Origin of the sequence: Albidovulum sediminis, from assembly GCF_025380365.1 — a bacterium.
Classification (GTDB): Bacteria; Pseudomonadota; Alphaproteobacteria; order Rhodobacterales; family Rhodobacteraceae; genus Albidovulum; species Albidovulum sediminis.
This window is the reverse complement of the sequence record NZ_JAOCQF010000001.1, coordinates 1,536,215-1,560,530: the sequence shown is the minus strand read 5'-3', so window position 1 is coordinate 1,560,530 and position 24,316 is coordinate 1,536,215. Positions and strand designations below refer to the sequence as shown.

At 69.3% G+C, this 24,316-nt stretch carries 22 protein-coding genes; 17 read left to right on the top strand and 5 right to left on the bottom strand.

Annotated elements, in window-relative coordinates:
* Window positions 1-6: 6 nt before the first annotated feature.
* From N5I32_RS07800 to N5I32_RS07785, 4 genes are all read right to left on the bottom strand, one after another.
* Complete coding sequence (locus N5I32_RS07800) at window positions 7-729, bottom strand: SDR family oxidoreductase (protein ID WP_261494835.1); 723 nt, start codon at window positions 727-729, stop codon at window positions 7-9.
* The gene (locus N5I32_RS07795; protein ID WP_261494834.1) at window positions 713-2,374 is read right to left on the bottom strand and encodes an amino acid ABC transporter permease; all 1,662 of its coding nucleotides are present in this window, start codon (window positions 2,372-2,374) and stop codon (window positions 713-715) included. The genes N5I32_RS07800 and N5I32_RS07795 overlap by 17 nt, the downstream gene beginning before the upstream one ends.
* Window positions 2,375-2,484: 110 nt before the next feature.
* Complete coding sequence (locus N5I32_RS07790) at window positions 2,485-3,231, bottom strand: transporter substrate-binding domain-containing protein (protein ID WP_261494833.1); 747 nt, start codon at window positions 3,229-3,231, stop codon at window positions 2,485-2,487.
* 29 nt (window positions 3,232-3,260) lie between these two features.
* Window positions 3,261-4,325: a substrate-binding domain-containing protein gene (locus tag N5I32_RS07785; protein ID WP_261494832.1), complete on the bottom strand. Its 1,065-nt coding sequence runs from the start codon at window positions 4,323-4,325 to the stop codon at window positions 3,261-3,263.
* A 217-nt stretch (window positions 4,326-4,542) separates the two neighbouring features.
* Between N5I32_RS07785 and N5I32_RS07780 the strand changes: the two genes are divergently transcribed.
* From N5I32_RS07780 to N5I32_RS07770, 3 genes are read left to right on the top strand one after another with little or no spacing between them, the layout of a single operon-like run.
* Window positions 4,543-5,586 (top strand): substrate-binding domain-containing protein, encoded by a 1,044-nt coding sequence (locus N5I32_RS07780; RefSeq protein WP_261494831.1) that lies wholly within the window; start codon window positions 4,543-4,545, stop codon window positions 5,584-5,586.
* 23 nt (window positions 5,587-5,609) lie between these two features.
* Window positions 5,610-8,657 carry an aminotransferase class III-fold pyridoxal phosphate-dependent enzyme gene (locus tag N5I32_RS07775; protein ID WP_261494830.1) on the top strand — a complete coding sequence of 1,016 codons (3,048 nt, stop codon included), beginning with the start codon at window positions 5,610-5,612 and terminating at the stop codon, window positions 8,655-8,657.
* Window positions 8,654-10,642, top strand: coding sequence for a beta-galactosidase (locus N5I32_RS07770; RefSeq protein WP_261494829.1), 1,989 nt, complete (start codon window positions 8,654-8,656; stop codon window positions 10,640-10,642). Before N5I32_RS07775 ends, N5I32_RS07770 begins: the two co-directional genes overlap by 4 nt.
* Before the next feature lie 104 nt (window positions 10,643-10,746).
* Here N5I32_RS07770 and N5I32_RS07765 read toward each other — a convergent pair whose 3' ends face one another.
* A complete protein-coding gene (locus N5I32_RS07765) occupies window positions 10,747-11,067 on the bottom strand; it encodes a DUF6476 family protein (RefSeq protein ID WP_261494828.1) in 321 nt (106 codons plus the stop codon).
* Between N5I32_RS07765 and N5I32_RS07760 the strand changes: the two genes are divergently transcribed.
* The 14 genes from N5I32_RS07760 to ftsZ all read left to right on the top strand — a co-directional run bounded on the left by N5I32_RS07760 (window position 11,066) and on the right by ftsZ (window position 24,298).
* Window positions 11,066-12,103, top strand: coding sequence for an RluA family pseudouridine synthase (locus N5I32_RS07760; protein WP_261494827.1), 1,038 nt, complete (start codon window positions 11,066-11,068; stop codon window positions 12,101-12,103). The two genes, N5I32_RS07765 and N5I32_RS07760, sit on opposite strands and share 2 nt — an antisense overlap.
* Before the next feature lie 162 nt (window positions 12,104-12,265).
* Window positions 12,266-13,159 carry an RNA polymerase sigma factor RpoH gene (rpoH, locus tag N5I32_RS07755; protein ID WP_261494826.1) on the top strand — a complete coding sequence of 298 codons (894 nt, stop codon included), beginning with the start codon at window positions 12,266-12,268 and terminating at the stop codon, window positions 13,157-13,159.
* A 236-nt stretch (window positions 13,160-13,395) separates the two neighbouring features.
* A complete protein-coding gene (locus tag N5I32_RS07750) occupies window positions 13,396-14,562 on the top strand; it encodes an FtsW/RodA/SpoVE family cell cycle protein (protein ID WP_261494825.1) in 1,167 nt (388 codons plus the stop codon).
* Window positions 14,562-15,656: a UDP-N-acetylglucosamine--N-acetylmuramyl-(pentapeptide) pyrophosphoryl-undecaprenol N-acetylglucosamine transferase gene (locus N5I32_RS07745; protein WP_261494824.1), complete on the top strand. Its 1,095-nt coding sequence runs from the start codon at window positions 14,562-14,564 to the stop codon at window positions 15,654-15,656. The genes N5I32_RS07750 and N5I32_RS07745 overlap by 1 nt, the downstream gene beginning before the upstream one ends.
* Window positions 15,653-17,059, top strand: a complete 1,407-nt coding sequence (gene murC, locus N5I32_RS07740) for a UDP-N-acetylmuramate--L-alanine ligase (RefSeq protein WP_261494823.1) — start codon at window positions 15,653-15,655, stop codon at window positions 17,057-17,059. Before N5I32_RS07745 ends, murC begins: the two co-directional genes overlap by 4 nt.
* A 245-nt stretch (window positions 17,060-17,304) precedes the next feature.
* A complete protein-coding gene (locus tag N5I32_RS07735; RefSeq protein ID WP_261494822.1) occupies window positions 17,305-17,517 on the top strand; it encodes a hypothetical protein in 213 nt (70 codons plus the stop codon).
* A gap of 35 nt (window positions 17,518-17,552) precedes the next feature.
* Window positions 17,553-17,768, top strand: a complete 216-nt coding sequence (locus tag N5I32_RS07730; protein ID WP_261494821.1) for a hypothetical protein — start codon at window positions 17,553-17,555, stop codon at window positions 17,766-17,768.
* A 64-nt stretch (window positions 17,769-17,832) separates the two neighbouring features.
* Window positions 17,833-18,045, top strand: a complete 213-nt coding sequence (locus N5I32_RS07725) for a hypothetical protein (protein ID WP_261494820.1) — start codon at window positions 17,833-17,835, stop codon at window positions 18,043-18,045.
* Between the two features lie 36 nt (window positions 18,046-18,081).
* Window positions 18,082-18,309, top strand: coding sequence for a hypothetical protein (locus tag N5I32_RS07720; protein WP_261494819.1), 228 nt, complete (start codon window positions 18,082-18,084; stop codon window positions 18,307-18,309).
* A 94-nt stretch (window positions 18,310-18,403) separates the two neighbouring features.
* On the top strand, window positions 18,404-19,333 hold the full coding sequence (gene murB / locus N5I32_RS07715) for a UDP-N-acetylmuramate dehydrogenase (protein WP_261494818.1): 930 nt from the start codon (window positions 18,404-18,406) through the stop codon (window positions 19,331-19,333).
* A 61-nt stretch (window positions 19,334-19,394) separates the two neighbouring features.
* A complete protein-coding gene (locus tag N5I32_RS07710) occupies window positions 19,395-20,318 on the top strand; it encodes a D-alanine--D-alanine ligase (protein WP_261494817.1) in 924 nt (307 codons plus the stop codon).
* A complete protein-coding gene (locus tag N5I32_RS07705; RefSeq protein WP_261494816.1) occupies window positions 20,306-21,199 on the top strand; it encodes a cell division protein FtsQ/DivIB in 894 nt (297 codons plus the stop codon). Before N5I32_RS07710 ends, N5I32_RS07705 begins: the two co-directional genes overlap by 13 nt.
* Window positions 21,196-22,527 carry a cell division protein FtsA gene (ftsA, locus tag N5I32_RS07700; RefSeq protein WP_261494815.1) on the top strand — a complete coding sequence of 444 codons (1,332 nt, stop codon included), beginning with the start codon at window positions 21,196-21,198 and terminating at the stop codon, window positions 22,525-22,527. The genes N5I32_RS07705 and ftsA overlap by 4 nt, the downstream gene beginning before the upstream one ends.
* Before the next feature lie 169 nt (window positions 22,528-22,696).
* On the top strand, window positions 22,697-24,298 hold the full coding sequence (gene ftsZ / locus N5I32_RS07695; RefSeq protein ID WP_261494814.1) for a cell division protein FtsZ: 1,602 nt from the start codon (window positions 22,697-22,699) through the stop codon (window positions 24,296-24,298).
* Window positions 24,299-24,316: the final 18 nt, after the last annotated feature.

The following is a 24,316-nucleotide window of genomic DNA, read 5'->3' as shown; positions in this document are numbered from 1 at the left end:
GGCGACCTACCAGCCCATCGGCTCGCCGTTCCACCTGCGGAAGCTGCCGCTGTCCTCTGGCGTGGCGGACAGGATCAGCCCGGCCAGACCGGCCGCGGCGGTGTCGGCGTCGATGGTGGCCTCGGGCCCGCCCATTTCTGTCGCGACCCAGCCGGGATGGAACAGCAGGCAGGTCAGGTCGGGGAAGTCGTAGCCGAGTTTCAGCGTCAGGATGTTGAGCGCCGCCTTCGAGGCGCGGTAGGCGTAGTCGCCGTCGTCGTCCAGCCCCTCCGTCATCGACCCGGAACTGGACGAGATCATCGCCACGGTGCGGTGTCGGCCGGCCATGAGGTTGGGGCGCAGCGCGCGCGTCAGGATCAGCGGGCCCAGCGCGTTGACCGCCATCACCTCGGCGAAATCGGCCGGCGTCAGCGTGTCGATCCCGCCCATCGCCCCGCGGATGCCGGCATTGTTCACGAGGATGTCGAGCGGCTGTCCGGCCAGCGCCGCCGCCAGCCCCTCGATGCTGGCCGGGTCGCCCATGTCGAGCGGCAGGGCGCGGACGCGGCCCCCGTCATCGGCGAAGGTGGTTGCCTGCGGGGTGCGGCAGGCGGCCAGCACCTGCGCGCCCGCGGCGGCGAAGGCCTGAACCAGGGCACGGCCAAGGCCCCGGTTCGCGCCGGTGATCAGGACGACGGGCGAACGGCCCGGCGCCTCCGCCGGGCCGCCGGGGTCAGCGGCTCTTGACATCGAAGCGCCGCTCGATCGAGGCGATGAGGCTTGCCGCGGCCAGCGTCAGGAAGACGTAGAGGATCGCGGCGGAGTTGAAGGGCGCGAAGGGCAGGAAGCTCGCCGACTGGAATTCGCGCATCCGCTGCGTCACGTCGCGCACCGACAGGATCGAGAGCAGCGAGGTATCCTTGAGGATCGCGATGAACTCGTTGCCGAGCGCGGGCAGGACGATGCGGAACGCCTGCGGCAGCACGACGAGCCGCGCGACCTTGTAGTTGTTGAGCCCGAGCGAGCGCGCCGCCTCGATCTGGCCCTTCGGCACGGCGTCGATGCCGGCGCGGAAGATCTCGGCCAGATAGGCGGAATAGCCGATGGCGATCGCGATCACGCCCCTGAGCACGTTCGGCATGTCGATCGCCCCGCCCGAGACATCCTTGAGCGAGCCGGCAAAGGGCAGGCCGACGAACAGGATGATGACCAGCATCGGGATCCCGCGCACGGTGTCGATGAAGAACTCGGCCGAGACCGACAGCGGGTGCCGCCCATGCTGCCAGGCCGAGAAGGTCAGGAGAGACAGGAGCAGGCCGCCGACCAGAAGGAACACGGCCGGAAGCTGGAAGCGCGCGGGCAGGAAGCTGGTTTCCCACAGCACCGGCTTGTCGGCCGGCGCCAATTCGGCGGGAAGCAGTGCGCCGGAAACCTGATCGCCCTTGGCCAGCAGGTCCACCGCCTGTTCCGGGCTCGCCGCCGAACGGACCCCGATTTCCTGGGTCAGGGTTTCGTCGAACTGGCCGAACCGGACGGTGTCCACCAGCGTCTTAGGGGTGCCCTTGATGATCGCGACACGCTTGTCGAGCGATCCCACCAGCACGTAGGAGGTATGCGGCTGGGCCCAGAAGACGGCCGAGACGGCGAAGCTGAGGACACAGGCGATCGACCAGTTGCGGATCGTTCGGGCGGTCGGCGTGACATGCAGAAGGCCCGCCCAGAGGAGCCCGAGGCAGCAGGCCAGGATGTAGCCGAATATCCCGGCGCGCAGCGTGGTGAACAGGCCCGCCGCAAAGCCCAGGTGGGCGCCCAGGATCAGGTAGGCGAAGGCCGCGCCGTTCAGGAGCACCATGCCCCGCGCCGCCCAGCGCGCCGGCGTCTGCATGCCGCCCGCCGTCAGATGCGCGATCACCGGCAGCGCCAGGACCGCCGTGGCGGCAAGATACTGCCAGACGTGGTAGGCTGTTGCCGCGGCCACGATCGCATGGCCTTCGGGGGTCAGGTCGCGGGGCGATACGCCCTTTGCCACCAGGTCCGAGGTTTCGGCATCGACCGCGTTGGCGATGATCGAGCCCATCAGCTGCGACACGTCGCCATAGGCCGCGACGGCCGCGGCGAGAAGGACGTTGGCCAGAACGGCCGTCAGGGCAACGATCCGTCGTCGCCCCTCAAGCACCCCGTTGCCGCGCGCCAGAAAGGGAAACACCAGCCCCAGGATCAGGATCGCCATCACCGTGACGAAATCGACGAACAGCTGCGGCGCACCGCGTTCGATCCCGACGATGGACACGATCGACCGGCGGTAGTTCGGAACCATGGTGAACAGGTAGATGACGAAGGGCAGCGCCGACAGGATGACGAGGTTCGACGGGCGGATGCGGGCAATGCTTTTCATGCACGGGCCTTGGTTGCGCGGCAGCGAGTTGGCTCCGGTTCCGGCGGAACCGGAGAAGGAAGCGGTGACGGGGGCCGAACCCGGCCGGCCCCCGCACCCGACGGGTCAGGTCACTCGGTGCCCCAGTACTTGGCCACCAGCGCGTCCAGCGTGCCATCGGCCTGGATCGCGGCCAGTCCCTCGTTGAAGGCTGCCACCCGCTCGTCGCCCTTCTGGAACACGAAGCCCAGCGGGTCGGCCTGAAGCCCGGTGATGCCGACGATCAGCTCGCCCGCGAATTCCTTCTCGTAGGCGGCGGCCGAGGTGCCGTCGATCACCAGACCGGCGACATCGCCGTTCTGGAGCGCCGAAACGGCGGTCGCGAAGCTGTCGTAAAGCGCGATGTTGTCGCGGCCCACCAGTTCCTCGGCCAGTGTGGCGTTGGTGGTCGCGGTCTGCGAGGCCAGCTTCAGCCCCTTGGTCTTGAAGTCCTCGATGGTCAGGCCCTCGTCCTCGACGCGCAGCATGATCGACTGGCTGACGATGATGTAGGGGTCGGTGAAGTCCATCGTCTGCTTGCGCTCGTCGGTGATCGAGACGCCCGAGGCGACGAGGTCGAAGTCGCCCTGCTGGAGCGCGCCGAAGATGCCGTCCCAGGCGGTGGTGACGAATTCGGCGGTGCAGTTGACGCGCTCGCAGATGGCGTTGATCACGTCGACGTCGAAGCCGACGACCTGCCCGGTGGCCGGGTCGATGGTTTCCATCGGCGGATAGGTGGTGTCGGACCCGACCTTGAGGTGGGCGCCGCCGAGGTCCGCCGCCTGCGCTGCGGTGAAGCTGAGCGCGGCCATTGCAGCGGCGATGAGGGTGGATTTCATGTCAGTCTCCTTTGCTGGGTGCTTTCAGGTCACGCGGCGGCCAGACGGTCGGGCCTCCGGGCGATCAGTCGGGGCCGGAAGACCTTGACAAGGGCCTCCGGCGGTTCTCCGGCCATGCGGCGGATCAGGAACGCGCCAAGCGCGCGGCCCAACTCCTCCACCGGCTGGAAATGGGTCGTCAGGGGTGGCGAGAAGTAGCCCGAGACGTTGAGGTCGTCATAGGCGATGACCGAGACATCGGTTTCCGCCGACAGGCCCAGGTCGCGCAGACCGGCCAGTACGCCCAGTGTCGTCGGCTCGTTCACGCAGACGAAGCCGGTGGCCGGGGCGTCCCCCGCGGCCAGGCGAAGGGCGCTGTCGCGGCCGAAGCGCGCGGTCAGGTCGCCCTCGGCAATGAGGTCGTCGCAGCCGGGAAGCCCCGCCTCGGCGAAGGCGGCGCGGAAACCCTCGATCCGCTCCTGCGCATAGGCATAGCGCCCCTCGGGGTTGATGAGCGCGATGCGCCGGTGGCCGCCCGCGATCAGGCGCCGCGTCGCCTCGGCCGCGACCCAGCCGGAATCGATGTCGACATAGGCATAGCCGCGGGACTGCGCGGTGCGACCGAGCGACACGAAGGGAAAGTCGCGCCCGGTCAGGAAGTCGATGCGCGGATCGCGCACGAGGATGCCCGAAAAGATCATGCCGTCGGCCAGCCCCTGGGTGACGATGCGTTCGGCGGTGGTGCGCCCGTCCTCGGCATCGCGGACGATGTGGACCGAAAGCTGGTAGGGCGATCCTTCGAGCGATTGCGCGATGCCCGACAGGATCTCGGCATATTCGACGCCGTTCCACTCGCTGCCGGCGGCGACCGAGACCGGCACCAGGACCGCCGCCTGCATCGTCTTGCCGGTGCGCAGCGAGGCTGCCCGCGGGTTGGCGGCATAGGCGATTTCCTCGGCCGCGGCGCGGATGCGCGCCTTGGTCTCGCTGGTGACGGCGGGGCTGTCGCGCAGCGCCTTGGAGACGGTCGCGATGGAATAGCCCGTCAGTTCGGCCAGCGTCTTGACCGTCGGACGGCGCGGGCCGTTGTCGGTAGCTGAAAACCGGACCGTCATGCGGTGCCATCTCCCCCAGGCGGCCCGGAATTCTGTTGTCCGGTGGCGCGATAAAATCGTTTTTTCATGGGCTTCGCCGGGCTGTCAACGATTCATTTCCGTGGCCGGGCGCGCGCTTCGGGAATCGGTTGCGGAAGATGTAATCGTTTATATGCTGATCGCCGTAAACGTTTAACTTCACCCCGCCTTGTGCTGGCGGCACCCGAAGGGCAGGCAGATGACCGGGCGTTCCGCAGGCCGGCCGACCATCAGGACGATCTGCGCCCTGACCGGGCTTTCGACGGCGACCGTGTCCAAGGCGCTGCGCCAGTCGCCGCATGTCCGCCCCGAGACACGCCGCCTTGTCGAGGATGCGGCGCGGCGCGTCGGCTATGCCACGAACCTGCACGGGGTGCAGCTGCGCACCGGCAAGACCTATCAGATCGCGGCGATCCTGCCCGCGCCGGGGCCGGACAGCGACGAATGGGAAGGGGTGGAATACGCGCTGCTCCTGTCGGGCCTGTCGCGCGCGGTGGAGCATACCCGTTACCGGATCGCCCTGTTCCCGGTGCGCGATGACGACGAGGCGCTCGAGGCGACGGCGCGCATCGCCACGAACCGGCTGGCCGACGGGGTCGTGCTGGCCGGGACGCAGCCGGACGACGCCCGGGTGCGGCTCCTTCAGGATGGGGGCCTGCCCTTCGTCACCTACGGCACCACGCACCTGAGTCCGCCGCACCCGTTCGTCGATACCGACAACACGGCGGTCATCGGCCGGTCGATGGCGCGGTTGATCGCGGCCGGGCACCGCCGCGCGGCGCTGCTCAACCCGCCCGCGCATCTCTCCTACGCGGTGACGCGGCTGGAAAGCTACCGCGCCACGTTGGCCGGGGCGGGTCTGCCCTTCGACCCCGCACTGGTCGCCCATGGCCGCCTGACGCCGGGATTCGGCCGGGCGCAGGTTCTGACGTTGTCCGCGCTGGCCGACCCGCCCACGGCCTACGTCTGCGCGAACGAGGCCGTGGCGCTTGGCGCGCTTTCGGGGTTTGCGGCGGCGGGGCTGGTCCATGGCCGCGACGCGGTCATCCACGCGAGCGACGACCTCAACATCTCCGCCTACTTCACCCCGCCCATCACCACCTTCTACCTGCCGATCGCCCGCCCCGCCGCGCTTCTCGGCGACCACATCCTGCGTGCCATCGCCGGTGAGCCGGCAGAGACGCTCCAGACACTGCTGGTGCCCGACCTCATCGTCCGGTCCGACGACCGCCTTCATCCCTGACCCTGCCAAGACGAAAGATCCCCATGTCCGCCTTCGAAACCCCGCCGCCCGCCCTTGACGTCGAAACGCTCGCCACGTTCGTTCGCCGCCACTGGGGCCTGTCCGGCTCGCTCCGCCCGCTCATCTCCGAGCGCGACCAGAACGCGCGGCTCGATGCCGAGGGGCGCCGCTTCGTGCTGAAGCTGTCGAACGCGGGCGAGGATCGGGGGCAGCTTGCGCTGCAGGCGGCGGTGCTCCGGCACCTCGAAGGGCAGGGGATGGAGGGGATCCCGCGGCTGATCCCGACGCTTGCGGGCGCCGACGCGGCGGAGGAGGAGACGGGCCACGGTCCCGGCGCGGTCCGGCTGGTGACCTGGGTCGAGGGGCCACTCCTGTCCGCCGCGCCGCGCAGCCTGGCGCAGCTTGAAAGCCTCGGCGCGTTCGTGGGGCGTTTTACCCGCGCCATGCAGGGCTTCGGCCACCCGGCGGCGTTCCGCGCCGATTTCCTCTGGTCGCTCGACAATGCGGGTGGCGTGGAGGGCTGGGTGGCCGACATCGCCGATCCCGCACGCCGGGCGCTGGTGGCGGGGCTATTCGCGCGCTACCGGACCCGCATCGCGCCGCGCCTGGCCGGCCTGCGCGCCTCGGTCCTGCATCAGGACGCGAACGACAACAACGTGATCGTCGATGCCGCGAACCCCGACCGCGTGGCGGGGCTGATCGACTTCGGCGACATGGCCCATGGCCGCACCATCAACGAACTGGCGATCGCGATGGCCTATGCGCTGCTCGACGCGCCCGACCTTTACGCCGCGATGCGGGCGATGATCGCGGGCCACGTGGCCGAGTTCGCGATCACCGAGGACGAGGCGGAGGTGCTTTACGACCTGATGCGGATGCGCCTGGCGATGAGCGTCTGTATCTCCTCCCGCCGCGCGCGGGAGCATCCGGGGAACGACTACCTGACGATCAGCCAGCGCCCCGCCTTCGCGCTGCTGGAGCGGCTGGGCCGGATCGACGCGGAGTTCATGGTGGCGCTCTGCCGCAAGGCGGCGGGTTTCGACGCCACGCGCGGGGTGGCGGCGGTGCGCGGCTTTCTGGCCGGTGCCGCAGTCGCCCCGGTCGTCCGGCCCGACCCCGGCCGTGCGGCCCGCCTGGCACTTCTGACCGACGGCACGCACCCGGAGATGCCCGCCTTTTCCGACCGCGCCTTCGACGCCTGGTTCGCGGCGCAGCGCCCGGCAAGCCTGCCCGCCAATGTCGCCTTCCTCGGCTTCGGACCCTATGGCGAGCGGCGGTCGGTCTATGCGACTGACCAGTTCGCCGATGCCGCCAGCCCCGAACGGCGCACGCGCCACACCGGCATCGACATCTTCGCCCCAAAGGGAACCGAGGTTTTCGCGCCGCTCTCGGGCAGGGTGCTGTCGGTCACCTACAACGCCGATCCGCTCGACTACGGCCACACGCTGATCCTGGAGCACGAGGCGCCCGGCGGCGTGCGCTTCTTTACCCTCTACGGCCACCTCGCGGGAACCCTGCCCGAACTGCTCCGTCCCGGCCAGCAGGTCGCGGCGGGCCAGCTTGTCGCGCATTTCGGCGACTGGCACGAAAACGGCGGCTGGGCGCCGCACCTGCATTTCCAGATCATGACCGACATGCTGTCGCAGGCCGGCAACTTCTTCGGCGTCGGGCACGAAAGCCTGTGGGACGTCTGGTCCGACGTCATCCCCGACGCCAACCTGATCCTGCGGCTCGCGCCCGAAAGCTTTGCCGTCGATCCGCATCCCCCGGAGAAGCTTCTTGCGCGCCGCGCGCGGGCGATCGGCCCCTCGCTCTCGATCTCCTACGCCGAGAAGCTGAAGATGGTGCGGGGGCAGGGGCCGTGGCTGATCGACCACACCGGTCGGCGCTACCTGGATGCGGTGAACAACATCACCCATGTCGGGCATTGCCACCCCCACGTGGTGGCGGCCATCGCCCGACAGGCGGCACGCCTCAACACCAACACGCGGTATCTGAGCGAGCTGATTCTCGACTTCTCCGAACGGCTGACGGCGACCTTGCCGCGCGATCTGCGCGTGGCCTATTTCGTCAACTCGGGGACCGAGGCGAACGAGCTGGCACTGCGCATCGCGCGGACCGCGATCGGCAAGAAATCAACCGTCGTGCTCGACTGGGCCTATCACGGGAACTCGGGCGGGATGGTCGATGTCAGCCCCTACAAGTTCAAGCGCAAGGGCGGCTATCCGCAGCCGGACTTCGTCGAGATCGCCGATTTTCCCGACCCCTACCGCGGCACCCACCGCGGCATGTCCGAAGCCTCGGGCCGCGCCTATGCCGGGGACGTGGCGCGCTGCCTGGAGGCGGTGCGGGCCAAGACCGGCACCCCGGCCGCGGCCTTCATCGCCGAAAGCATCTCGGGCGTGGGCGGGCAAGTCGTCTATCCCGACGGCTACCTGAAGGCCGCCTATGCCCATGTCCGCGCGGCGGGCGGGGTCTGCATCGCCGACGAGGTGCAATGCGGCTTCGGGCGCGTTGGCGCCGCCTTCTGGGGGTTCGAGTTGCAGGGCGTCGTGCCCGACATCGTCGTGATGGGCAAGCCGATCGGCAACGGCCACCCGCTGGCCGCCGTCGTCACCACGCCCGATCTTGCGGCGCGCTTCGCCAACGGTATGGAATACTTCAACTCCTTCGGCGGCAACCCGGTGTCGATGGCGGTGGGCATGGCGGTTCTCGACGTGATCGAGGGCGAGGGGCTGCAGGCCAGGGCGCTGGAGACCGGCGATTACATGCTCGCCCGCTTCGGCGACATGGCGGCGCGCCATCCGCTTATCGGCGACGTGCGGGGGCGGGGGCTCTTTTCCGGGGTCGAGCTGGTGCGCGACCGGGCGACGCTGGAACCGGCGACGGCGGAAGCGGGGTGGATCGTCAACCACATCCGCCGGCAGGGAGTGCTCGCCTCGACCGACGGGCCGTTCGACAACGTGCTGAAGTTCAAGCCGCCGATGGTCTTCGGCCGGGCCGAGGCCGACATCCTGATCGACGCGCTCGAGGTGGCCTTCGCTGACCTTGCCGCCGGGGGCGGGGCATGAGCGGGCCGGCGCTTGGCGTCTGCTACTACCCCGAACAGTGGGACGAGAGCCTCTGGGCCGAGGATGCGGCGCGCATGGTGGCGCTGGGGCTGACCTGGGTCCGCATCGCGGAATTCGCCTGGGCGCGGATCGAACCGGCGCCGGGCCGGTTCGACTGGGGCTGGCTCGACCGGGCGGTGGAGGTGCTGGGGAGCGCCGGGCTGAAGGTCATCCTCTGCACGCCGACGGCGGCACCGCCCAAGTGGCTGGTGGACCTTCACCCCGACATCCTGCCGGTGGCGGCGGACGGCACGGTCCGGAAGTTCGGCGCGCGGCGGCACTACTGCTTTTCCTCCCCCCGCTACCGCGAGGAGGCGGCGCGGATCACCCGCGCGGTCGCCGAACGCTATGGCCGCAATCCGCATGTCCAGGCCTGGCAGACCGACAACGAGTACGGCGATCACGACACCGTCCATTCCTACTCGCCCGCAGCCCTGGCCGCGTTCCGTGACTGGCTTCGCGCCCGCTACGGCACCATCGGCGCGCTGAACCGGGCCTGGGGCACCAGCTTCTGGTCGATGGCCTACAGCGATTTCGGCCAGATCGAGCTGCCCAACAACCTGGTGGAGGAACCCTCGCCTACCCACCGCGTCGACTTCCTGCGCTTTTCCTCCGACCAGGTGCGCAGCTTCAACCGCGCCCAGGTCGGGATCATCCGGCGCTTGAGCCCCGGCCGGCCGGTGACGCACAACTACATGAACCAGAACACGGATTTCGACCATTTCGCGGTGGGCGAGGATCTCGACCTGGCATCCTGGGATGTGTATCCGCTGGGCGGGCTTGTCCACGGACGCCTGCCCGAGGCGATGAAGGCGCGTTATCTGCGCACCGGCGACCCCGACCAGACCGCGTTCAACCACGACCTTTACCGCGCCGTCGGGAGGGGGCGGGTCTGGGTGATGGAACAGCAGCCGGGGCCGGTCAACTGGGCGGTGGCGAACCCCGCGCCGCGGGACGGGATGGTGCGGCTCTGGACCTGGCTTGCCTTCGCGCATGGCTGCGAGATGGTCAGCTACTTCCGCTGGCGCCAGGCGCCCTTCGCGCAGGAACAGTATCACACGGGCCTGCTTCACCCCGACTCCACCCCCGACCAGGCGTTTCACGAGGTGGCGGCGGTGGTGGCCGAGGCGCAGGCGCTGCCGCCGCTGCCGCCCCGCGCGCAGGCGCGGGTGGCGCTGGTGCTCGACTATCCCTCGCGCTGGGCGGGGCAGGCGCTGCCGCAGGGGCAGGGCTGCAACCCCGCCCACGTCGCGCTCGACTGGTATGCGGCGGCGCGGCGGCACGGGGTAGAGGTCGACATCATCGGCCAGCATTCGGACCCTGAGGGTTATGACCTGATCCTGGCGCCCGACCTGATCATGGCGGACGCGGGCTTCCTCGGCCGGGTGAAGGCCGCGGGCGCGAAGATCCTGTTCGGCCCGCGGTCGGGGTCGAAGACCGCAGAGATGCAGACGCCCGAGGGGTTGGCCCCCGGCCCCTTGCGCGCGATGCTCGACATGCGGGTGAGCCGGGTGGAAAGCCTGCCCGGCTACCACGCCGAGACGGTGATGCTGGGCAACCTTGCGCTGCCCGCCCACCGCTGGCGCGAGACGGTCGAGACGCGGGAGGAGGTGCTGGCCACCTTCGCGGGCGACCATCGCGGCGGGAGCCCGGCGCTTCTGGGCAACGACCGCGCGCGCTATCTGGCCGCGCTGATGCCGCCCGAGGGGCTTTTGCCGGTCATCACCGGCGCGCTCGACTGGGCGGGGGTGGCCTGGCAACCCGACCTGGGCGACATCCGCCTGACCCGCCGGGGCGAGGTCACCTTTGCCTTCAACTACGGGCCGGACCCCGCCACGGCCCCGGCCCCCGCGGGCGCGCGGTTCCTGATCGGCGGACGCGTCCTTCCGCCCGCAGGCGTCGCCGCCTGGGAGGGGAGCGAGCGCGCCGGCCCTGAAGCGCGGTGAACGCAGGGGCTCTTTGGCCCCCACTGCCCGGATGGCCCTCTCCCTCCCCCACGACGGGGGAAGCGCGGGATGGCGAACGGCTGGGGGCCCACGCCGGGCGGGCGCTACTCCGGCAGGGTCACCTGCGTTTCGGACAGAAGCGCGTGGCTTTCCGCGTCGAAGATCAGGATGCGGTCGTCCGTGGTCACCACCGCGTACCAGCCGCGCCCGAAGGTGATCGCCCCGGCGGTGACGCCGTCGGGCAGGCTGACCGTGTCGGGCAGCAGCGGCGCCTGCGACGGGATCGCCTGCAGGCGGATGACAAGCAGCACGATCACCGCTATCAGGCCGACAACCATCGTCCCGGCAAGAACCGTGACGAGCCCTTTGAGAAATCTCAGATCGGCGGGGCTGACACCCGTCCCGGTCTCCGGAGCATCGTTCATGTCTGACCTTTCGGACCGTATCCTGAGCGTGACGATCGGGGAAAACCCGCCCGACCGCCTTGATAAGGCGCTGGCCCGCGATGTGCCAGAGGAAGCGGCGCTGTCGCGGTCGCGGCTGGCCAGGCTTCTGGCCGAGGGGGCGGTTTCCCGCGCGGGTCAGGTGATCGACAACCCCAAGGCCCGCGTCGCGGCGGGCGAGGTCTACGAGATCGCCCTCGGCCCGGCCGAGGCGGTGGAGACGCGGGCCGAGGCGATCCCGCTCAACGTCGTCTGGGAAGACGCCGACCTGATCGTGATCGACAAGCCCGCCGGCATGGTCGTCCATCCCGCGCCGGGCTCGCACGAGGGCACGCTGGTCAACGCGCTTCTGCATCACTGCGGCGACACGCTGTCGGGGATCGGGGGGGAACGCCGGCCGGGTATCGTCCACCGGATCGACAAGGACACGACCGGCCTTCTGGTGGTGGCGAAGTCGGACCGGGCGCACCACGCGCTTGCCAAGCAGTTCGAAAAGCACACGGTGACGCGGCGCTATCTGGCCGTTGTTCACGGCGTGCCCGATGCGAACGATCCGCGCCTGCACGGGGTGAAGGGGACCAGCTTCGAGCCGGGCGGCATCCTGAAGATCACCACCCAGCTTGCGCGCCACAAGACCGACCGCCAGCGCCAGGCGGTGCTGTTCCACGGCGGGCGCCATGCGGTGACGCGGGTCCGGGTGATCGAAAGCTTCGGCGTGCCGCCCGTCGCGGCGCTGGTCGAATGCTGGCTGGAAACCGGGCGGACGCACCAGATCCGCGTGCACATGGCCCACGTGGGCCACGGGCTGATCGGCGACCAGACCTACGGCGGGCGCCGCAAGCTGTCGGCGCGCGCGGTGGGCGATGCGGCGGCCGAAGCGGCGACGGCCTTTCCCCGTCAGGCGCTGCACGCCGCCACGCTGGGCTTTGACCACCCGGTCAGCGGCGAGCGGCTCGACTTCGAAAGCCCGCTGCCGGCGGACATGGCGGGCCTGCTGTCCGCGCTGGGCGCGGCGTAACACGCCTGACAAGCCTGTGAGCGGGGTGACACAATCCTCGCATCGCGACGGAGCGATGGTCATCTGACGTTAAACTATCTGTGCCAGGCGTGCCCGATACGTCTTGCAGATCAACGAACGCGGACCTAGTTTCACGGGTCCGATGGGACAAGTGGGGTCAGAATGACGAGTTATGCCAACCTTCCCGCGCCCAGCCCCGAACAGGGGCTGAACCGGTATCTCCAGGAGATCCGCAAGTTTCCGCTGCTGGAGCCGGAAGAGGAATACATGCTGGCAAAGCGCTGGGCGGACCACGAGGATCCGCAGGCCGCGCACCGGCTGGTGACCTCTCACCTTCGCCTCGCCGCCAAGATCGCCATGGGCTACCGCGGCTACGGCCTGCCGCAGGCCGAGGTCGTGTCGGAGGCCAACGTGGGCCTGATGCAGGCGGTCAAGCGCTTCGATCCCGAACGTGGGTTCCGGCTGGCGACCTATGCGATGTGGTGGATCCGCGCCTCGATCCAGGAATACATCCTCAGGTCCTGGAGCCTGGTCAAGCTGGGCACGACCTCGGCGCAGAAGAAGCTGTTCTTCAACCTGCGCAAGGCCAAGTCGAAGATCGGCGCGCTGGAAGAGGGCGACCTGAGGCCTGAAAACGTCGCCCAGATCGCCCGGGACCTCAACGTGACCGAGGGCGAGGTGATCGACATGAACCGGCGCCTCGCGGGCTCGGACGCCTCGCTCAACGCGCAGGTCGGGTCCGAGGATGGCGGCAGCCAGTGGCAGGACTGGCTCGAGGACGAGGACGCGGACCAGGCCGGCGCCTTCGCCGAGGCGGAAGAAATGGATGCGCGCCGCGCGCTTCTGGAACGCGCGATGGACACGCTGAACGAGCGGGAGCGCGACATCCTGATCGAACGGCGCCTGCGCGACGATCCGGTCACGCTTGAAGACCTGTCGGCGCGCTACGACGTCAGCCGTGAACGCATCCGCCAGATCGAGGTCAGGGCGTTCGAGAAGCTGCAAGCGCGGATGAAGCAATTGGCGAAGGAACGGGGCATGCTGACCTCGGGCTGATCCGCCCCCCCCCGTAAACGCCCCAGTCACGCCCTTTCCATACATGGCCGCCGGTTCCCTGCCGGCGGCCTTTCCATTTCCCCGCCACCCCGCGCCGGCCTGCGCGCGGATGCCCGCCGGCGCCGCGTTTCCCGCTTTGCCGGGGAAAGACTTTTCTGGCGTTTCCACCGACACTTCGCTAGACTTTGCCACAGACCCGGAAAACGGGCGGACAGAGGCAGTGACGGCGGTATCCCATGACTGAGATGGTCTTTGGCTCCATCCCCGCGCGCGCGGGTGAGCCCATTCTTCCACGCTGGTGGCGCACGATCGACCGTTGGGCGCTGGGTGCGGTGATCGCGCTTTTCGGCCTTGGTCTTCTACTCGGGCTGGCGGCCTCGGTGCCGCTGGCGGAGAAGAACGGCCTGAACCCGTTCTACTACGTCACCCGGCAGGCGGCCTTCGGGATCATGGCCATCGTGGCGATGACCGTCACCTCGATGTTGTCGCCCGACATGGTGCGGCGGCTGGGTGTCCTCGGTTTTCTGGTCGCCTTCGCCGCGCTCGTCTTCCTGCCGCTCTTCGGCACCGATTTCGGCAAGGGCGCGGTGCGCTGGTATTCGCTCGGTTTCGCCTCGTTCCAGCCCTCGGAGTTCCTCAAGCCCGGCTATGTCGTCCTGACCGCCTGGCTGATGGCGGCGGCGCAGGAAATCAACGGCCCGCCGGGGCGGCTCTATTCCTTCGTGCTGACGCTCGTCATCGTCCTCTTCCTCGCGCTGCAGCCGGACTTCGGGCAGGCCTGCCTTGTCCTCTTCGCCTGGGGGGTGATGTATTTCGTCGGCGGCGCGCCCTTCCTCCTGCTGACGGTGGTGGCCGGCATGGTCGTCGCGGGCGGCCTCGCCGCCTACAACGGGTCGGAGCATTTCGCCCGCCGGATCGACGGGTTCCTGTCATCGGAAATAGACCCGCGCACGCAGATCGGCTATGCCACGAACGCGATCCAGGAAGGCGGCATCTTCGGCGTCGGCGTGGGCGAGGGGACGGTAAAGTGGTCGCTGCCCGACGCGCATACCGACTTCATCATCGCCGTCGCGGCCGAGGAATACGGCCTGATCATGGTTCTGGCGATCATCGCGCTTTATGCCTTCGTCACCGTGCGCTCGCTCTTCCGGCTGATGAGGGAACGCGATCCCTTCATCCGCATCGCCGGCACCGGCCTGGCCTGCGCCTTCGGGGTGCAGGCGCTGATCAACATGGGCGTCGCGGTGCGGCTGCTGCCGGCCAAGGGCATGACGCTGCCCTTCGTCAGCTACGGCGGCTCCTCGGTCATCGCCAGCGGCATCGCGGTGGGGATGCTCCTGGCCTTCACCCGCGCGCGGCCGCAGGGCCGGATGGGCGACATCATCGGCCGGCGGGGGCGCTGATGGCGCGCTTGCTGCTGATCGCTGCCGGGGGCACCGGCGGGCACATGTTTCCGGCCCAGGCCCTGGCCGAGGCGATGCTGGCGCAGGGCTGGCGGGTAAAGCTTTCCACCGACGAGCGCGGCGCGCGCTATGTCGGCGGGTTCCCGAAGGACGTGGAGATCGAGACGGTCGCCTCCGCCACCTTCGCGAGGGGCGGCGTGGCGGCCAAGCTCATCGCGCCGTTCCGCATCGCGGGCGGCGTGCTTTCGGCGCTCTGGGCGCTCCGCCGTGACCGGCCCGCCGTCGTCGTCGGCTTCGGCGGCTATCCGACCATTCCCGCGCTGGCCGCGGCGACGATCCTGCGCCTGCCGCGGATGATCCATGAACAGAACGGCGTCCTCGGCCGCGTGAACCGGATCTTCGCGCGCCGGGTCCACCGGATCGCCTGCGGCACCTGGCCCACCCAGCTTCCCGAGGGCGTCGATGCCAGCCATACCGGCAACCCCGTCCGCGCCGCGGTGCTGGACCGCGCGGGGTCGCCCTACATTCCGCCGGGGGACTATCCGCTCAGCCTTCTGGTGATCGGCGGCAGCCAGGGCGCGCGCATCCTGTCCGATGTCGTGCCCGTCGCCCTTGGCGCGCTGCCCGAGGGCCTGCGCGGGCTTCTGCGCGTCGCCCACCAGGCCCGTCCCGAGGACCGCGACCGCGTCGAGGCCGCCTATGCCGCGGCCGGGATCAAGGCCGAGGTGGCGCCATTCTTCGCCGACGTGCCCCGCCGCCTGTGCGAGGCGCAACTGGTCATCTCGCGCGCGGGGGCGTCCTCGGTCGCCGACATCACGGTGATCGGCCGCCCTTCCATCCTCGTTCCCTTCGCCGCCGCCGCGGGCGATCATCAGAGCGCCAACGCGCATGGCCTTGCCGCCGCCGACGCCGCGGTGCTGATCCCCGAAAGCCGGCTTGACGCGGCCACGCTTTCCGGCCATGTCGCCGCGATCCTCGAACACCCCGATGCCGCGGTGAAGATGGCCCATGCGGCGCTCGCCTACGGCATCCCGGACGCGACCGGGCGCCTTGCCGCGATGGTCGAGTCCCTGGCAGCGAAAGAAGCGAGATGAGCGCAGCAGCGACGAAACTTCCCGGAGAGCTTGGCCCCATCCATTTCGTCGGCATCGGCGGCATTGGCATGTCGGGTATCGCCGAGGTGCTGATGACGCTGGGCTACCGGGTGCAGGGGTCGGATGCGAAGGCCTCGAAGATCACCGAGCGGCTCGCCTCGCTCGGCGCCGTGGTCTTCGAGGGCCAGCGGGCCGAGAACGTCGGCGAGGCGGCCGTGGTCGTGATCTCCTCGGCGATCCGCAAGGGCAATCCCGAGCTTGAGGAGGCGCGCCGCCGCGGCCTGCCCGTCGTGCGCCGGGCCGAGATGCTGGCCGAACTCATGCGGCTCAAGTCGAACGTCGCCATCGCCGGGACGCACGGCAAGACCACGACGACGACGATGGTCGCCACGCTGCTGGACAAGGGCGGCTTCGACCCGACCGTGATCAACGGCGGCATCATCCACGCCTACGGCTCGAACGCGCGGGCGGGGGCGGGCGAATGGATGGTGGTCGAGGCCGACGAAAGCGACGGCAGCTTCAACCGCCTGCCCGCCACCATCGCGATCGTCACCAACATCGACCCCGAGCACATGGAACACTGGGGCACGATCGAGGCGCTGCGAAAGGGCTTCTACGACTTCGTCTCCAACATTCCCTTCTACGGGCTCGCGGTCTGCTGCACCGATCACCCCGAGGTGCAGGCGCTGGTGGGCCGGGTCACCGACCGCCGCATCGTCACCTTCGGCTTCAACGCGCAGGCCGATGTGCGTGCCGTGAACCTGACCTTCAAGGACGGCAAGTCGCTCTTCGATGTGCTGCTTCAGGGCGAAGGCGCGGATTCGCACATCGAAGGCTGCACCCTGCCGATGCCGGGCGACCACAACGTCTCGAACGCGCTGGCCGCGATCGCGGTCGCACGGCACCTCGGCATGAAGAAGGACGAGATACGCGAGGCGCTGGCGGCCTTCGGCGGCGTCAACCGCCGCTTCACCAAGGTGGGCGAGGTGGGCGGCGTCACCATCATCGACGACTACGGCCATCACCCGGTGGAAATCGCTGCTGTGCTCCGGGCCGCGCGGCAGGCGACGAAGGGCCGCGTCATCGCCGTCCATCAGCCGCACCGCTACACCCGGCTGTCGAGCCTGTTCGAGGATTTCTGCACCTGCTTCAACGAGGCCGACGTGGTCGCCATCGCCGAAGTCTACGCCGCCGGAGAGGACCCGATCCCCGGCGCCTCGCGCGACGACCTGGTGGCCGGGCTGATCGCCCACGGCCACCGCCACGCCCGCGCCATCATGGACGAGGCGGACCTCGAACGCCTGGTGCGCGAGCAGGCCCGCCCGGGCGACATGGTCGTCTGTCTGGGCGCGGGCACGATCAGCGCCTGGGCAAATGCCTTGCCCGGCCGCCTGAACGGCTGAGGCGCCGATTCCCGTCGCGTTCCCCTCGCCGGGGACGCGCCGCCGCAAGGGCGGCAAACTGGCGCGGCCGGCGGCCCGCCGTGCCGTCCCGAACGCCGATCGCATGGTCGCGCCCTTTGTCCCGGGGACAAACGCGCATCATCTGCCTGCAAAAAGCGCCTCCCCGCATCATCACGATTGACACAATCTCGTGATGGACGCAGCCTTACGTTGTATTTGCCCATTCGGGGACAGGGGAGAACGTGATGCGGGGTAAGATTGTTGCGGCGCTGGCGATCTTTGCGCTGACGGCGGGGCCGGGTCTGGCGGGCGGCATGGCCGAGCCGATCATGGAGGATGAGCCCGTGGTCGAGGCGGCAAGCGCCTCGAACGCGGGGATCGTCATTCCGCTGCTGCTGCTTCTTCTGGTCGCTGCGGCGGCGTCCTCGGGCGGCGGCAGCGGGATTTCCCCGGAATAGCATCCGCTTTCCGGGCTTTGGGACAGGAGCGATTGATGAAAGCCAGACTTCTAGGAAGTGCTGCGGCCCTGATGCTGATGTCGGGTGTGGGCCATGCAGGCGGCATGGCCGAGCCGGTCATGGAAGAGGAACCGGTCGTCGAGGCCGCAAGTTCGTCGAACGCGGGGATCGTCATTCCCCTGCTGCTCTTGCTGCTGATCGCGGCGGCGGCTTCGTCGGGTGGTGGCGGACCTGTGCAGACGCCGGGCTGAGAGGAAGGGTGCCGTGGCCCCGTGGCCTTGGCGTGACGGCAACCGTCTGGATCGGGAGATCGGAATGAAGTCGAAGCTGGTGGCCGGTGCTGCGGCCCTGATGCTGATGTCGGGTGTGGGTCATGCAGGCGGCATGGCCGAGCCGGTCATGGAAGAGGAACCGGTCGTCGAGGCCGCAAGTTCGTCGAACGCGGGGATCGTCATTCCCCTGCTGCTCCTGCTGCTGATCGCGGCGGCGGCTTCGTCCTCGGGCGGCGGTTCGGCGCAAGTTCGTTAAGGCAAGACAGTTCTCAACCCTGTGCTGGAGGTAAAGATGAAGTCGAAAGTTCTGGCCGGCGCCGCGGCGCTGGTCCTGGTTTCGGGGGCGGCCTTCGCGGGCGGCATGGCCGAGCCGATCATGGAGGAAGAGCCGGTCGTCGAGGCCGCAAGCTCTTCGAACGCGGGGATCGTCATTCCCCTGCTGCTCTTGCTGCTGATTGCCGCGGCGGCTTCGTCGTCGGGCGGTGGCGGTGGCAGCACCATCGTGGATACCGCCTTCTGATTTCCGTGCATGCCCGCACTTGTGTGCGGATTGCCGATCTGATTTCTGGCAAGGGGCCGGCGACGGCCCCTTTTGTCTGTTCGGAACCTGCCCGATGACCGCAATGCCGCCCGTGCGCGGGCAACTGACGCCCGACCGGCCGCTGGCCGATCTGACCTGGCTGCGCGTGGGCGGGCCGGCGGACTGGCTGTTCCAGCCGGCGGACGAGGCGGACCTGGCCGCCTTCCTGGCCGCCCTCGACCCGCGGGTGGCGGTGTTTCCGATGGGGGTCGGGTCGAACCTGATCGTGCGCGATGGCGGCATCCGGGCAGTGGTCGTCCGGCTGGGGCGCGGCTTCAACGCGATCGAGGTTCAGGGGCGGCGGGTGACGGCCGGGGCGGCGGCGCTCGACGCCCATGTCGCGCGCCGCGCGGCGGAGGCGGGGGTGGACCTGACCTTCCTGCGCACCATTCCCGGCGCCATCGGCGGCGCGGTCCGCATGAACGCGGGCTGCTACGGGTCCTATGTCGCAGATCATTTCGTCTCTGCCACCGCTATCGCGCGGGACGGCCGCCGCGTCACGCTGACGGCGCGCGACCTGAACTTCCGCTATCGCCAGACCGACCTGCCCGAAGGCTGGGTCATCACCGGCGCCACCTTCGAGGGGCCCTCGGGCGACCCTGCCGCGCTGGCCGCGAAGATGGAGGACCAGATCGCGCGGCGCGACGCGAGCCAGCCGACGAAGGAGCGCTCGGCAGGCTCCACCTTCCGCAATCCGGCCGGGTTTTCCTCGACCGGGCGGGCGGACGACACGCACGACCTCAAGGCGTGGAAGCTGATCGACGACGCGGGAATGCGCGGCGCGCGGCGCGGCGGCGCGGAGATGAGCGTGAAGCATTCGAACTTCCTCATCAACGCCGGCGGGGCCACCGCCGCCGATCTGGAAGGATTGGGCGAGGAGGTCAGAAAAAAGGTTTTCCAACAGAGCGGTTTGAGGCTAGAGTGGGAAATCATGCGCGTCGGCGAACCGGCGGCGGATAAGTGAACGAAATCAGGGCCGAAAAGGCCCGATAACAGGGGCGCAAAAGCCCCGGGCAGAGGCGGAATTGGCGGGCAGGTCGAGCAGGACAGCCCCCAAGGTTGCGGTACTGATGGGCGGGCGCTCGGCCGAGCGCGAGGTTTCGCTTGTCAGCGGGCGCGAATGCGCCGCCGCGCTGCGGGAGGCGGGTTACGAGGTGGTCGAGGTCGATGCCGGCCGCGACCTTGCCGCGCGCCTGTCCGAGATCGTCCCCGATGTCTGCTTCAACGCGCTGCATGGCCGCTGGGGAGAGGATGGCTGCGTGCAGGGCCTGCTCGAATGGCTCGGGCTCGCCTATACCCACTCGGGCGTTCTCGCCTCCGCGCTTGCCATGGACAAGACCCGCGCCAAGGCCGCCTTTGCCGCGGCCGGACTGCCGGTCGTCGAAAGCCTGATCGCGCCCCGGTCCGAGGTGATGGCGCGCCACGTCATGGCGACGCCCTATGTCGTCAAGCCGAACGCCGAAGGGTCTTCGGTTGGCGTCTACATCGTGCCGGCGAATGCCAACACGCCGCCGCAGCTTGGCCCCGAGATGCCGGACGAGGTGATGGTGGAAACCTATGTTCCGGGGCGGGAGCTGACCTGCGCGGTCCTCGGTGACCGCGCCTTCTGCGTGACCGAGATCGTCACCGCGGGCTGGTACGACTACCACGCCAAGTATGCCCCCGGCGGGTCGCGCCACGTCTGCCCGGCCGAGATTCCGGCCGAAATCACGGCGGCCTGCCGCGACTACGCGCTGCGCGCCCACCGCGCGCTGGGGTGCAGTGGGCTTTCCCGGTCCGACTTCCGCTGGGACGACAGCCGCGGTCTCGGCGGGCTTTACATCCTCGAGACCAACACCCAGCCGGGCATGACGCCCACCTCGCTCGCCCCCGAACAGGCGGCGGCCGAGGGGATGAGCTTTGCCGACCTCTGCCGCTGGATCGTGGAGGATGCGTCATGCGGGCGCTGAAGGGAGAGCGGGGCGAAGGCTGGCAGGATCCGGCGCCGTCGCGTCTGGCCTACCGGCTGAACCGTCTCTGGCTGACGCCGCTCGTCCGTCGCTTCACCCGGGTCGGCCTGCCGGCGCTGGCGCTGGCGCTTTCCGTCGGACTCTACCTGAAGGACGACGGGCGCCGCGGCGATCTGGTCTCCGGCATCGCGGACATCAAGCGGGAGTTGCAGGAACGGCCGGAATTCATGGTCACCCTGATGCGCATCGACGGTGCGTCCGAGCCGGTGGCGGAGGGCATCCGGTCGATGCTGCCTGTCGCGCTTCCGGCCTCGTCCTTCCGCATCGACCTCGAGACCTTCCGCGCCGCCATCGCCCAGATCGACGCCGTCGCGGCGGTCGACCTGCGCATCCGCCCCGGCGGGGTGCTGCAGGTCGACGTTACCGAACGCCAGCCGGCGATCCTGTGGCGCACCGCCTCGGGCCGGCTCGAGATGCTGGACGCGAGGGGGCACCGCGTGGCCACGCTGACCGCGCGCGAGGCGCGGCCCGACCTGGCCGTCATCGCGGGCGAGGGGGCGGAGGACCGCGTGCCCGAAGCGCTGACGCTGCTGGCGGCGGCGCGGCCGCTTGCGCCACGGCTGCGGGGTCTGGTGCTGATGGGTGAGCGGCGCTGGGACCTGGTGCTGGACCGCGACCAGCGGATCCTGCTGCCCGAGACGGGTGCGATCGCGGCACTGAACCGGGTGATCGAACTGGACCGCGCCGAGGACCTGCTCGCGCGCGATGTCGCCGTGGTTGATCTGCGCAACGATTACCGCCCCACGATCCGGTTGAGCGCGGCCGCGATGGCCACGCTTCGGGGCGAGGTTCTGGACGAGACGAAGGTGAGCGGGCAATGACGGACCTCTATCAGTCGCAACGGGCCATGCGGAACATGCGCCGCGCCGCCATGCAGCGGGGCGTGATCGCGATCCTCGACGTGGGAACGTCGAAGATCGCCTGCCTCGTGCTGAAGTTCGACGGGCCGGAACCGGACCGCGAGGACGGTCTTGGCCCGCTCGCCGGGCAGTCGCAGTTCCGCGTCATCGGCGCGGCGACCACACGCTCGCGCGGGGTGCGATTCGGCGAGATCGACGCGATGGCGGAAACCGAACGCGCGATCCGCACCGCGGTGCAGGCGGCGCAGAAGATGGCGCAGGTCCGGGTCGACCACGTCATCGCCTGCTTCTCCGGCGCCCATCCGCGCAGCTACGGGCTTGCCGGCGAGGTCCAGCTGACCGAAGGGCAGGTCAGCGAGCATGACGTGGCGCGCGTGCTCGCCGCCTGCGACGTGCCGGACTACGGCGGCGGGCGCGAGGTGGTGCACGCCCACCCGGTCAACTTCGCCGTTGATCACCGCACCGGCTTCGGCGATCCGCGCGGTCATGTCGGCAACCGGCTGGCCGTCGACATGCACCTGCTGACGATCGACACCGCCGCGGTGCAGAACCTGCTTTACTGCATCAAGCGCTGCGACCTGGAGCTTGCCGGGATCGCGTCGTCGGCCTATGCCTCGGGTCTTTCGAGCCTTGTCGAGGACGAACAGGAACTGGGCGCGGTCTGCATCGACATGGGCGGCGGCGCCACCGGCCTGTCGATCTTCATCAAGAAGCACATGATCTTTGCCGAAAGCGTGCGAATGGGGGGCGATCACGTCACCTCCGACATCGCCAAGGGCCTCCAGGTGCCCTTCGCCATCGCCGAGCGGATCAAGACCGTCCACGGCGGGGTGCATGCGACCGGGATGGACGACCGCGAGATGATCGAGATCGGCGGCGACAGCGGCGACTGGGAAAAGGACCGCCGCCGGGTCAGCCGGACCGAACTGATCGGCATCATGCGCCCGCGGGTGGAGGAGATCCTCGAGGAGGTCCGCGCCATCCTCGACGCGGCGGGATTCGACCAGTTGCCAAGCCAGCAGGTCGTGCTGACCGGGGGCGCCAGCCAGATCCCCGGCCTCGATGGGCTGGCCGCGCGAATCCTCGGCCAGAACGTGCGTCTCGGCCGCCCGCTGCGCGTCCAGGGCCTGCCGCAGGCGGCCACGGGGGCGGCGTTTTCCTCCTCGGTCGGCCTGTGCCTTTTCGCCGCGCATCCGCAGGACGAGTGGTGGGATTTCGAGATTCCGGCAGAACGCTATCCAGCGCGGTCGCTGCGGCGGGCCGTCAGGTGGTTCAAGGACAACTGGTAAGCGCAATATCGTGAGGGTTTGGCGAAATGCCGCCGAAAGCAAACACGACACCTCTAGATTTTGTGTCTTGCGGGCGTTTTTTTCGTGACCTCGCCGGCGCAAGCCGGTAAAATCACCGCAATTGCGGGGGAAAATGGCCGATAACGGCCGACATGACAGGCGGAAACCGATGGCATTGAATCTGACGATGACCGAGCACGAGGAACTGAAGCCGCGGATCACGGTTTTCGGCGTGGGCGGCGCGGGCGGCAACGCGGTCAACAACATGATCGCCAAGGCGCTCGAAGGGGTCGAGTTCGTCGTGGCGAACACCGACGCGCAGGCGCTTCAGCAGTCGAAGGCCCATGCGCGCATCCAGATGGGTGTCAAGGTGACCGAGGGCCTGGGCGCCGGTGCGCGCCCGGCGGTCGGCGCCGCGGCGGCCGAGGAGACCATCGAGGAAATCGTCGATCACCTGGCCGGGGCGCACATGTGCTTCATCACGGCAGGCATGGGCGGCGGCACCGGCACGGGCGCTGCCCCGATCATCGCCCAGGCCGCGCGCGAGCTTGGCGTGCTGACCGTGGGCGTCGTGACGAAACCCTTCCAGTTCGAAGGCGCCAAGCGGATGCGCCAGGCAAACGAGGGGATCGAGGCGCTCCAGCGGGTCGTTGATACGCTGATCATCATCCCCAACCAGAACCTGTTCCGGCTGGCCAACGAGAAAACCACGTTCACCGAGGCCTTCGCCATGGCCGACGACGTGCTCTACCAGGGCGTCAAGGGCGTGACCGACCTGATGGTGCGTCCGGGCCTGATCAACCTCGACTTCGCCGACGTCCGCTCGGTAATGGACGAGATGGGCAAGGCGATGATGGGCACGGGCGAGGCCGCGGGCGACGACCGCGCGATCCAGGCCGCGGAGAAGGCGATTGCCAACCCGCTGCTGGACGAGATCAGCCTGCGCGGCGCCAAGGGTGTTCTGATCAACATCACCGGCGGCTCCGACCTGACGCTGTTCGAACTGGACGAGGCCGCGAACCGCATCCGCGAGGAGGTGGACCCCGACGCCAACATCATCGTGGGCTCCACGCTCGATGACCGGATGGAAGGCGTGATGCGGGTGTCGGTCGTGGCGACCGGCATCGACGCCGCCGTGGCCGAGGCCGAAGCGCCGGCGCCGCGCCGCTCGCTGGCCGAACCGCTGCCGCCGCGCGCGCAGACCCCGGTTCACGCCCCTGTCGAGGCGCCGCGCGCCGCCGCCGCGCCGCAGCCGGAACCCGTGCCCGCCCGAGCCGAATCCGTCCGTGCCGAACCCGCGCCGCAGCCCGCCGTGGCGCAGGACCGCACGCTGTTCGACGCCCCTGCCGAAGACGACCTGCCCGCGCCCGCCTATCAGCCGCAGCCGACCGCGGCGCAGATGGCACAGGCCCGCAGCGTGCATGTGGACGACGACGCCTCTGCCTTCGTGGCGCCGCGGCCGCGTGCCCCCGGCACGCCGACCCCCGAGGCGCTGGCCCGGCTTCAGGCCGCGGTCAACCGCCAGCCCGCGCCGCGCGCGGCCCAGCCGGTCGCCCCGACGCGGGCGCCCCAGCCCGCCGAACGGCCGCGCTTCGGCATCAACACGCTGATCAACCGGATGACCGGGCATTCGCCCGAACACACCGAGCGGACAGCGCCGGCCATGCGCCAGCAGCCGCGCGTCAATACCTCCTACGAGGAGGAGGCGGAGGTCGATCCGGATCAGGAGCGCATCGAAATCCCGGCATTCCTGCGCCGGCAAGCGAACTGAACCTGTAACATTTCATTT

Excerpts from the sequence above, each read along its gene's own strand:
- murB (WP_261494818.1), top strand. The coding sequence starts at position 18,404 with ATGACCGCAATGCCGCCCGTGCGCGGGCAACTGACGCCCGACCGGCCG.
- N5I32_RS07705 (WP_261494816.1), top strand. The coding sequence starts at position 20,306 with ATGCGGGCGCTGAAGGGAGAGCGGGGCGAAGGCTGGCAGGATCCGGCG.
- N5I32_RS07750 (WP_261494825.1), top strand. The coding sequence starts at position 13,396 with ATGACTGAGATGGTCTTTGGCTCCATCCCCGCGCGCGCGGGTGAGCCC.
- N5I32_RS07795 (WP_261494834.1), bottom strand. The coding sequence starts at position 2,374 with ATGAAAAGCATTGCCCGCATCCGCCCGTCGAACCTCGTCATCCTGTCG.
- murC (WP_261494823.1), top strand. The coding sequence starts at position 15,653 with ATGAGCGCAGCAGCGACGAAACTTCCCGGAGAGCTTGGCCCCATCCAT.
- N5I32_RS07720 (WP_261494819.1), top strand. The coding sequence starts at position 18,082 with ATGAAGTCGAAAGTTCTGGCCGGCGCCGCGGCGCTGGTCCTGGTTTCG.
- N5I32_RS07745 (WP_261494824.1), top strand. The coding sequence starts at position 14,562 with ATGGCGCGCTTGCTGCTGATCGCTGCCGGGGGCACCGGCGGGCACATG.
- N5I32_RS07735 (WP_261494822.1), top strand. The coding sequence starts at position 17,305 with ATGCGGGGTAAGATTGTTGCGGCGCTGGCGATCTTTGCGCTGACGGCG.
- N5I32_RS07785 (WP_261494832.1), bottom strand. The coding sequence starts at position 4,325 with ATGACGGTCCGGTTTTCAGCTACCGACAACGGCCCGCGCCGTCCGACG.
- rpoH (WP_261494826.1), top strand. The coding sequence starts at position 12,266 with ATGACGAGTTATGCCAACCTTCCCGCGCCCAGCCCCGAACAGGGGCTG.
- ftsZ (WP_261494814.1), top strand. The coding sequence starts at position 22,697 with ATGGCATTGAATCTGACGATGACCGAGCACGAGGAACTGAAGCCGCGG.
- N5I32_RS07760 (WP_261494827.1), top strand. The coding sequence starts at position 11,066 with ATGTCTGACCTTTCGGACCGTATCCTGAGCGTGACGATCGGGGAAAAC.
- N5I32_RS07790 (WP_261494833.1), bottom strand. The coding sequence starts at position 3,231 with ATGAAATCCACCCTCATCGCCGCTGCAATGGCCGCGCTCAGCTTCACC.
- ftsA (WP_261494815.1), top strand. The coding sequence starts at position 21,196 with ATGACGGACCTCTATCAGTCGCAACGGGCCATGCGGAACATGCGCCGC.
- N5I32_RS07800 (WP_261494835.1), bottom strand. The coding sequence starts at position 729 with ATGTCAAGAGCCGCTGACCCCGGCGGCCCGGCGGAGGCGCCGGGCCGT.
- N5I32_RS07765 (WP_261494828.1), bottom strand. The coding sequence starts at position 11,067 with ATGAACGATGCTCCGGAGACCGGGACGGGTGTCAGCCCCGCCGATCTG.
- N5I32_RS07775 (WP_261494830.1), top strand. The coding sequence starts at position 5,610 with ATGTCCGCCTTCGAAACCCCGCCGCCCGCCCTTGACGTCGAAACGCTC.
- N5I32_RS07780 (WP_261494831.1), top strand. The coding sequence starts at position 4,543 with ATGACCGGGCGTTCCGCAGGCCGGCCGACCATCAGGACGATCTGCGCC.
- N5I32_RS07725 (WP_261494820.1), top strand. The coding sequence starts at position 17,833 with ATGAAGTCGAAGCTGGTGGCCGGTGCTGCGGCCCTGATGCTGATGTCG.
- N5I32_RS07770 (WP_261494829.1), top strand. The coding sequence starts at position 8,654 with ATGAGCGGGCCGGCGCTTGGCGTCTGCTACTACCCCGAACAGTGGGAC.
- N5I32_RS07730 (WP_261494821.1), top strand. The coding sequence starts at position 17,553 with ATGAAAGCCAGACTTCTAGGAAGTGCTGCGGCCCTGATGCTGATGTCG.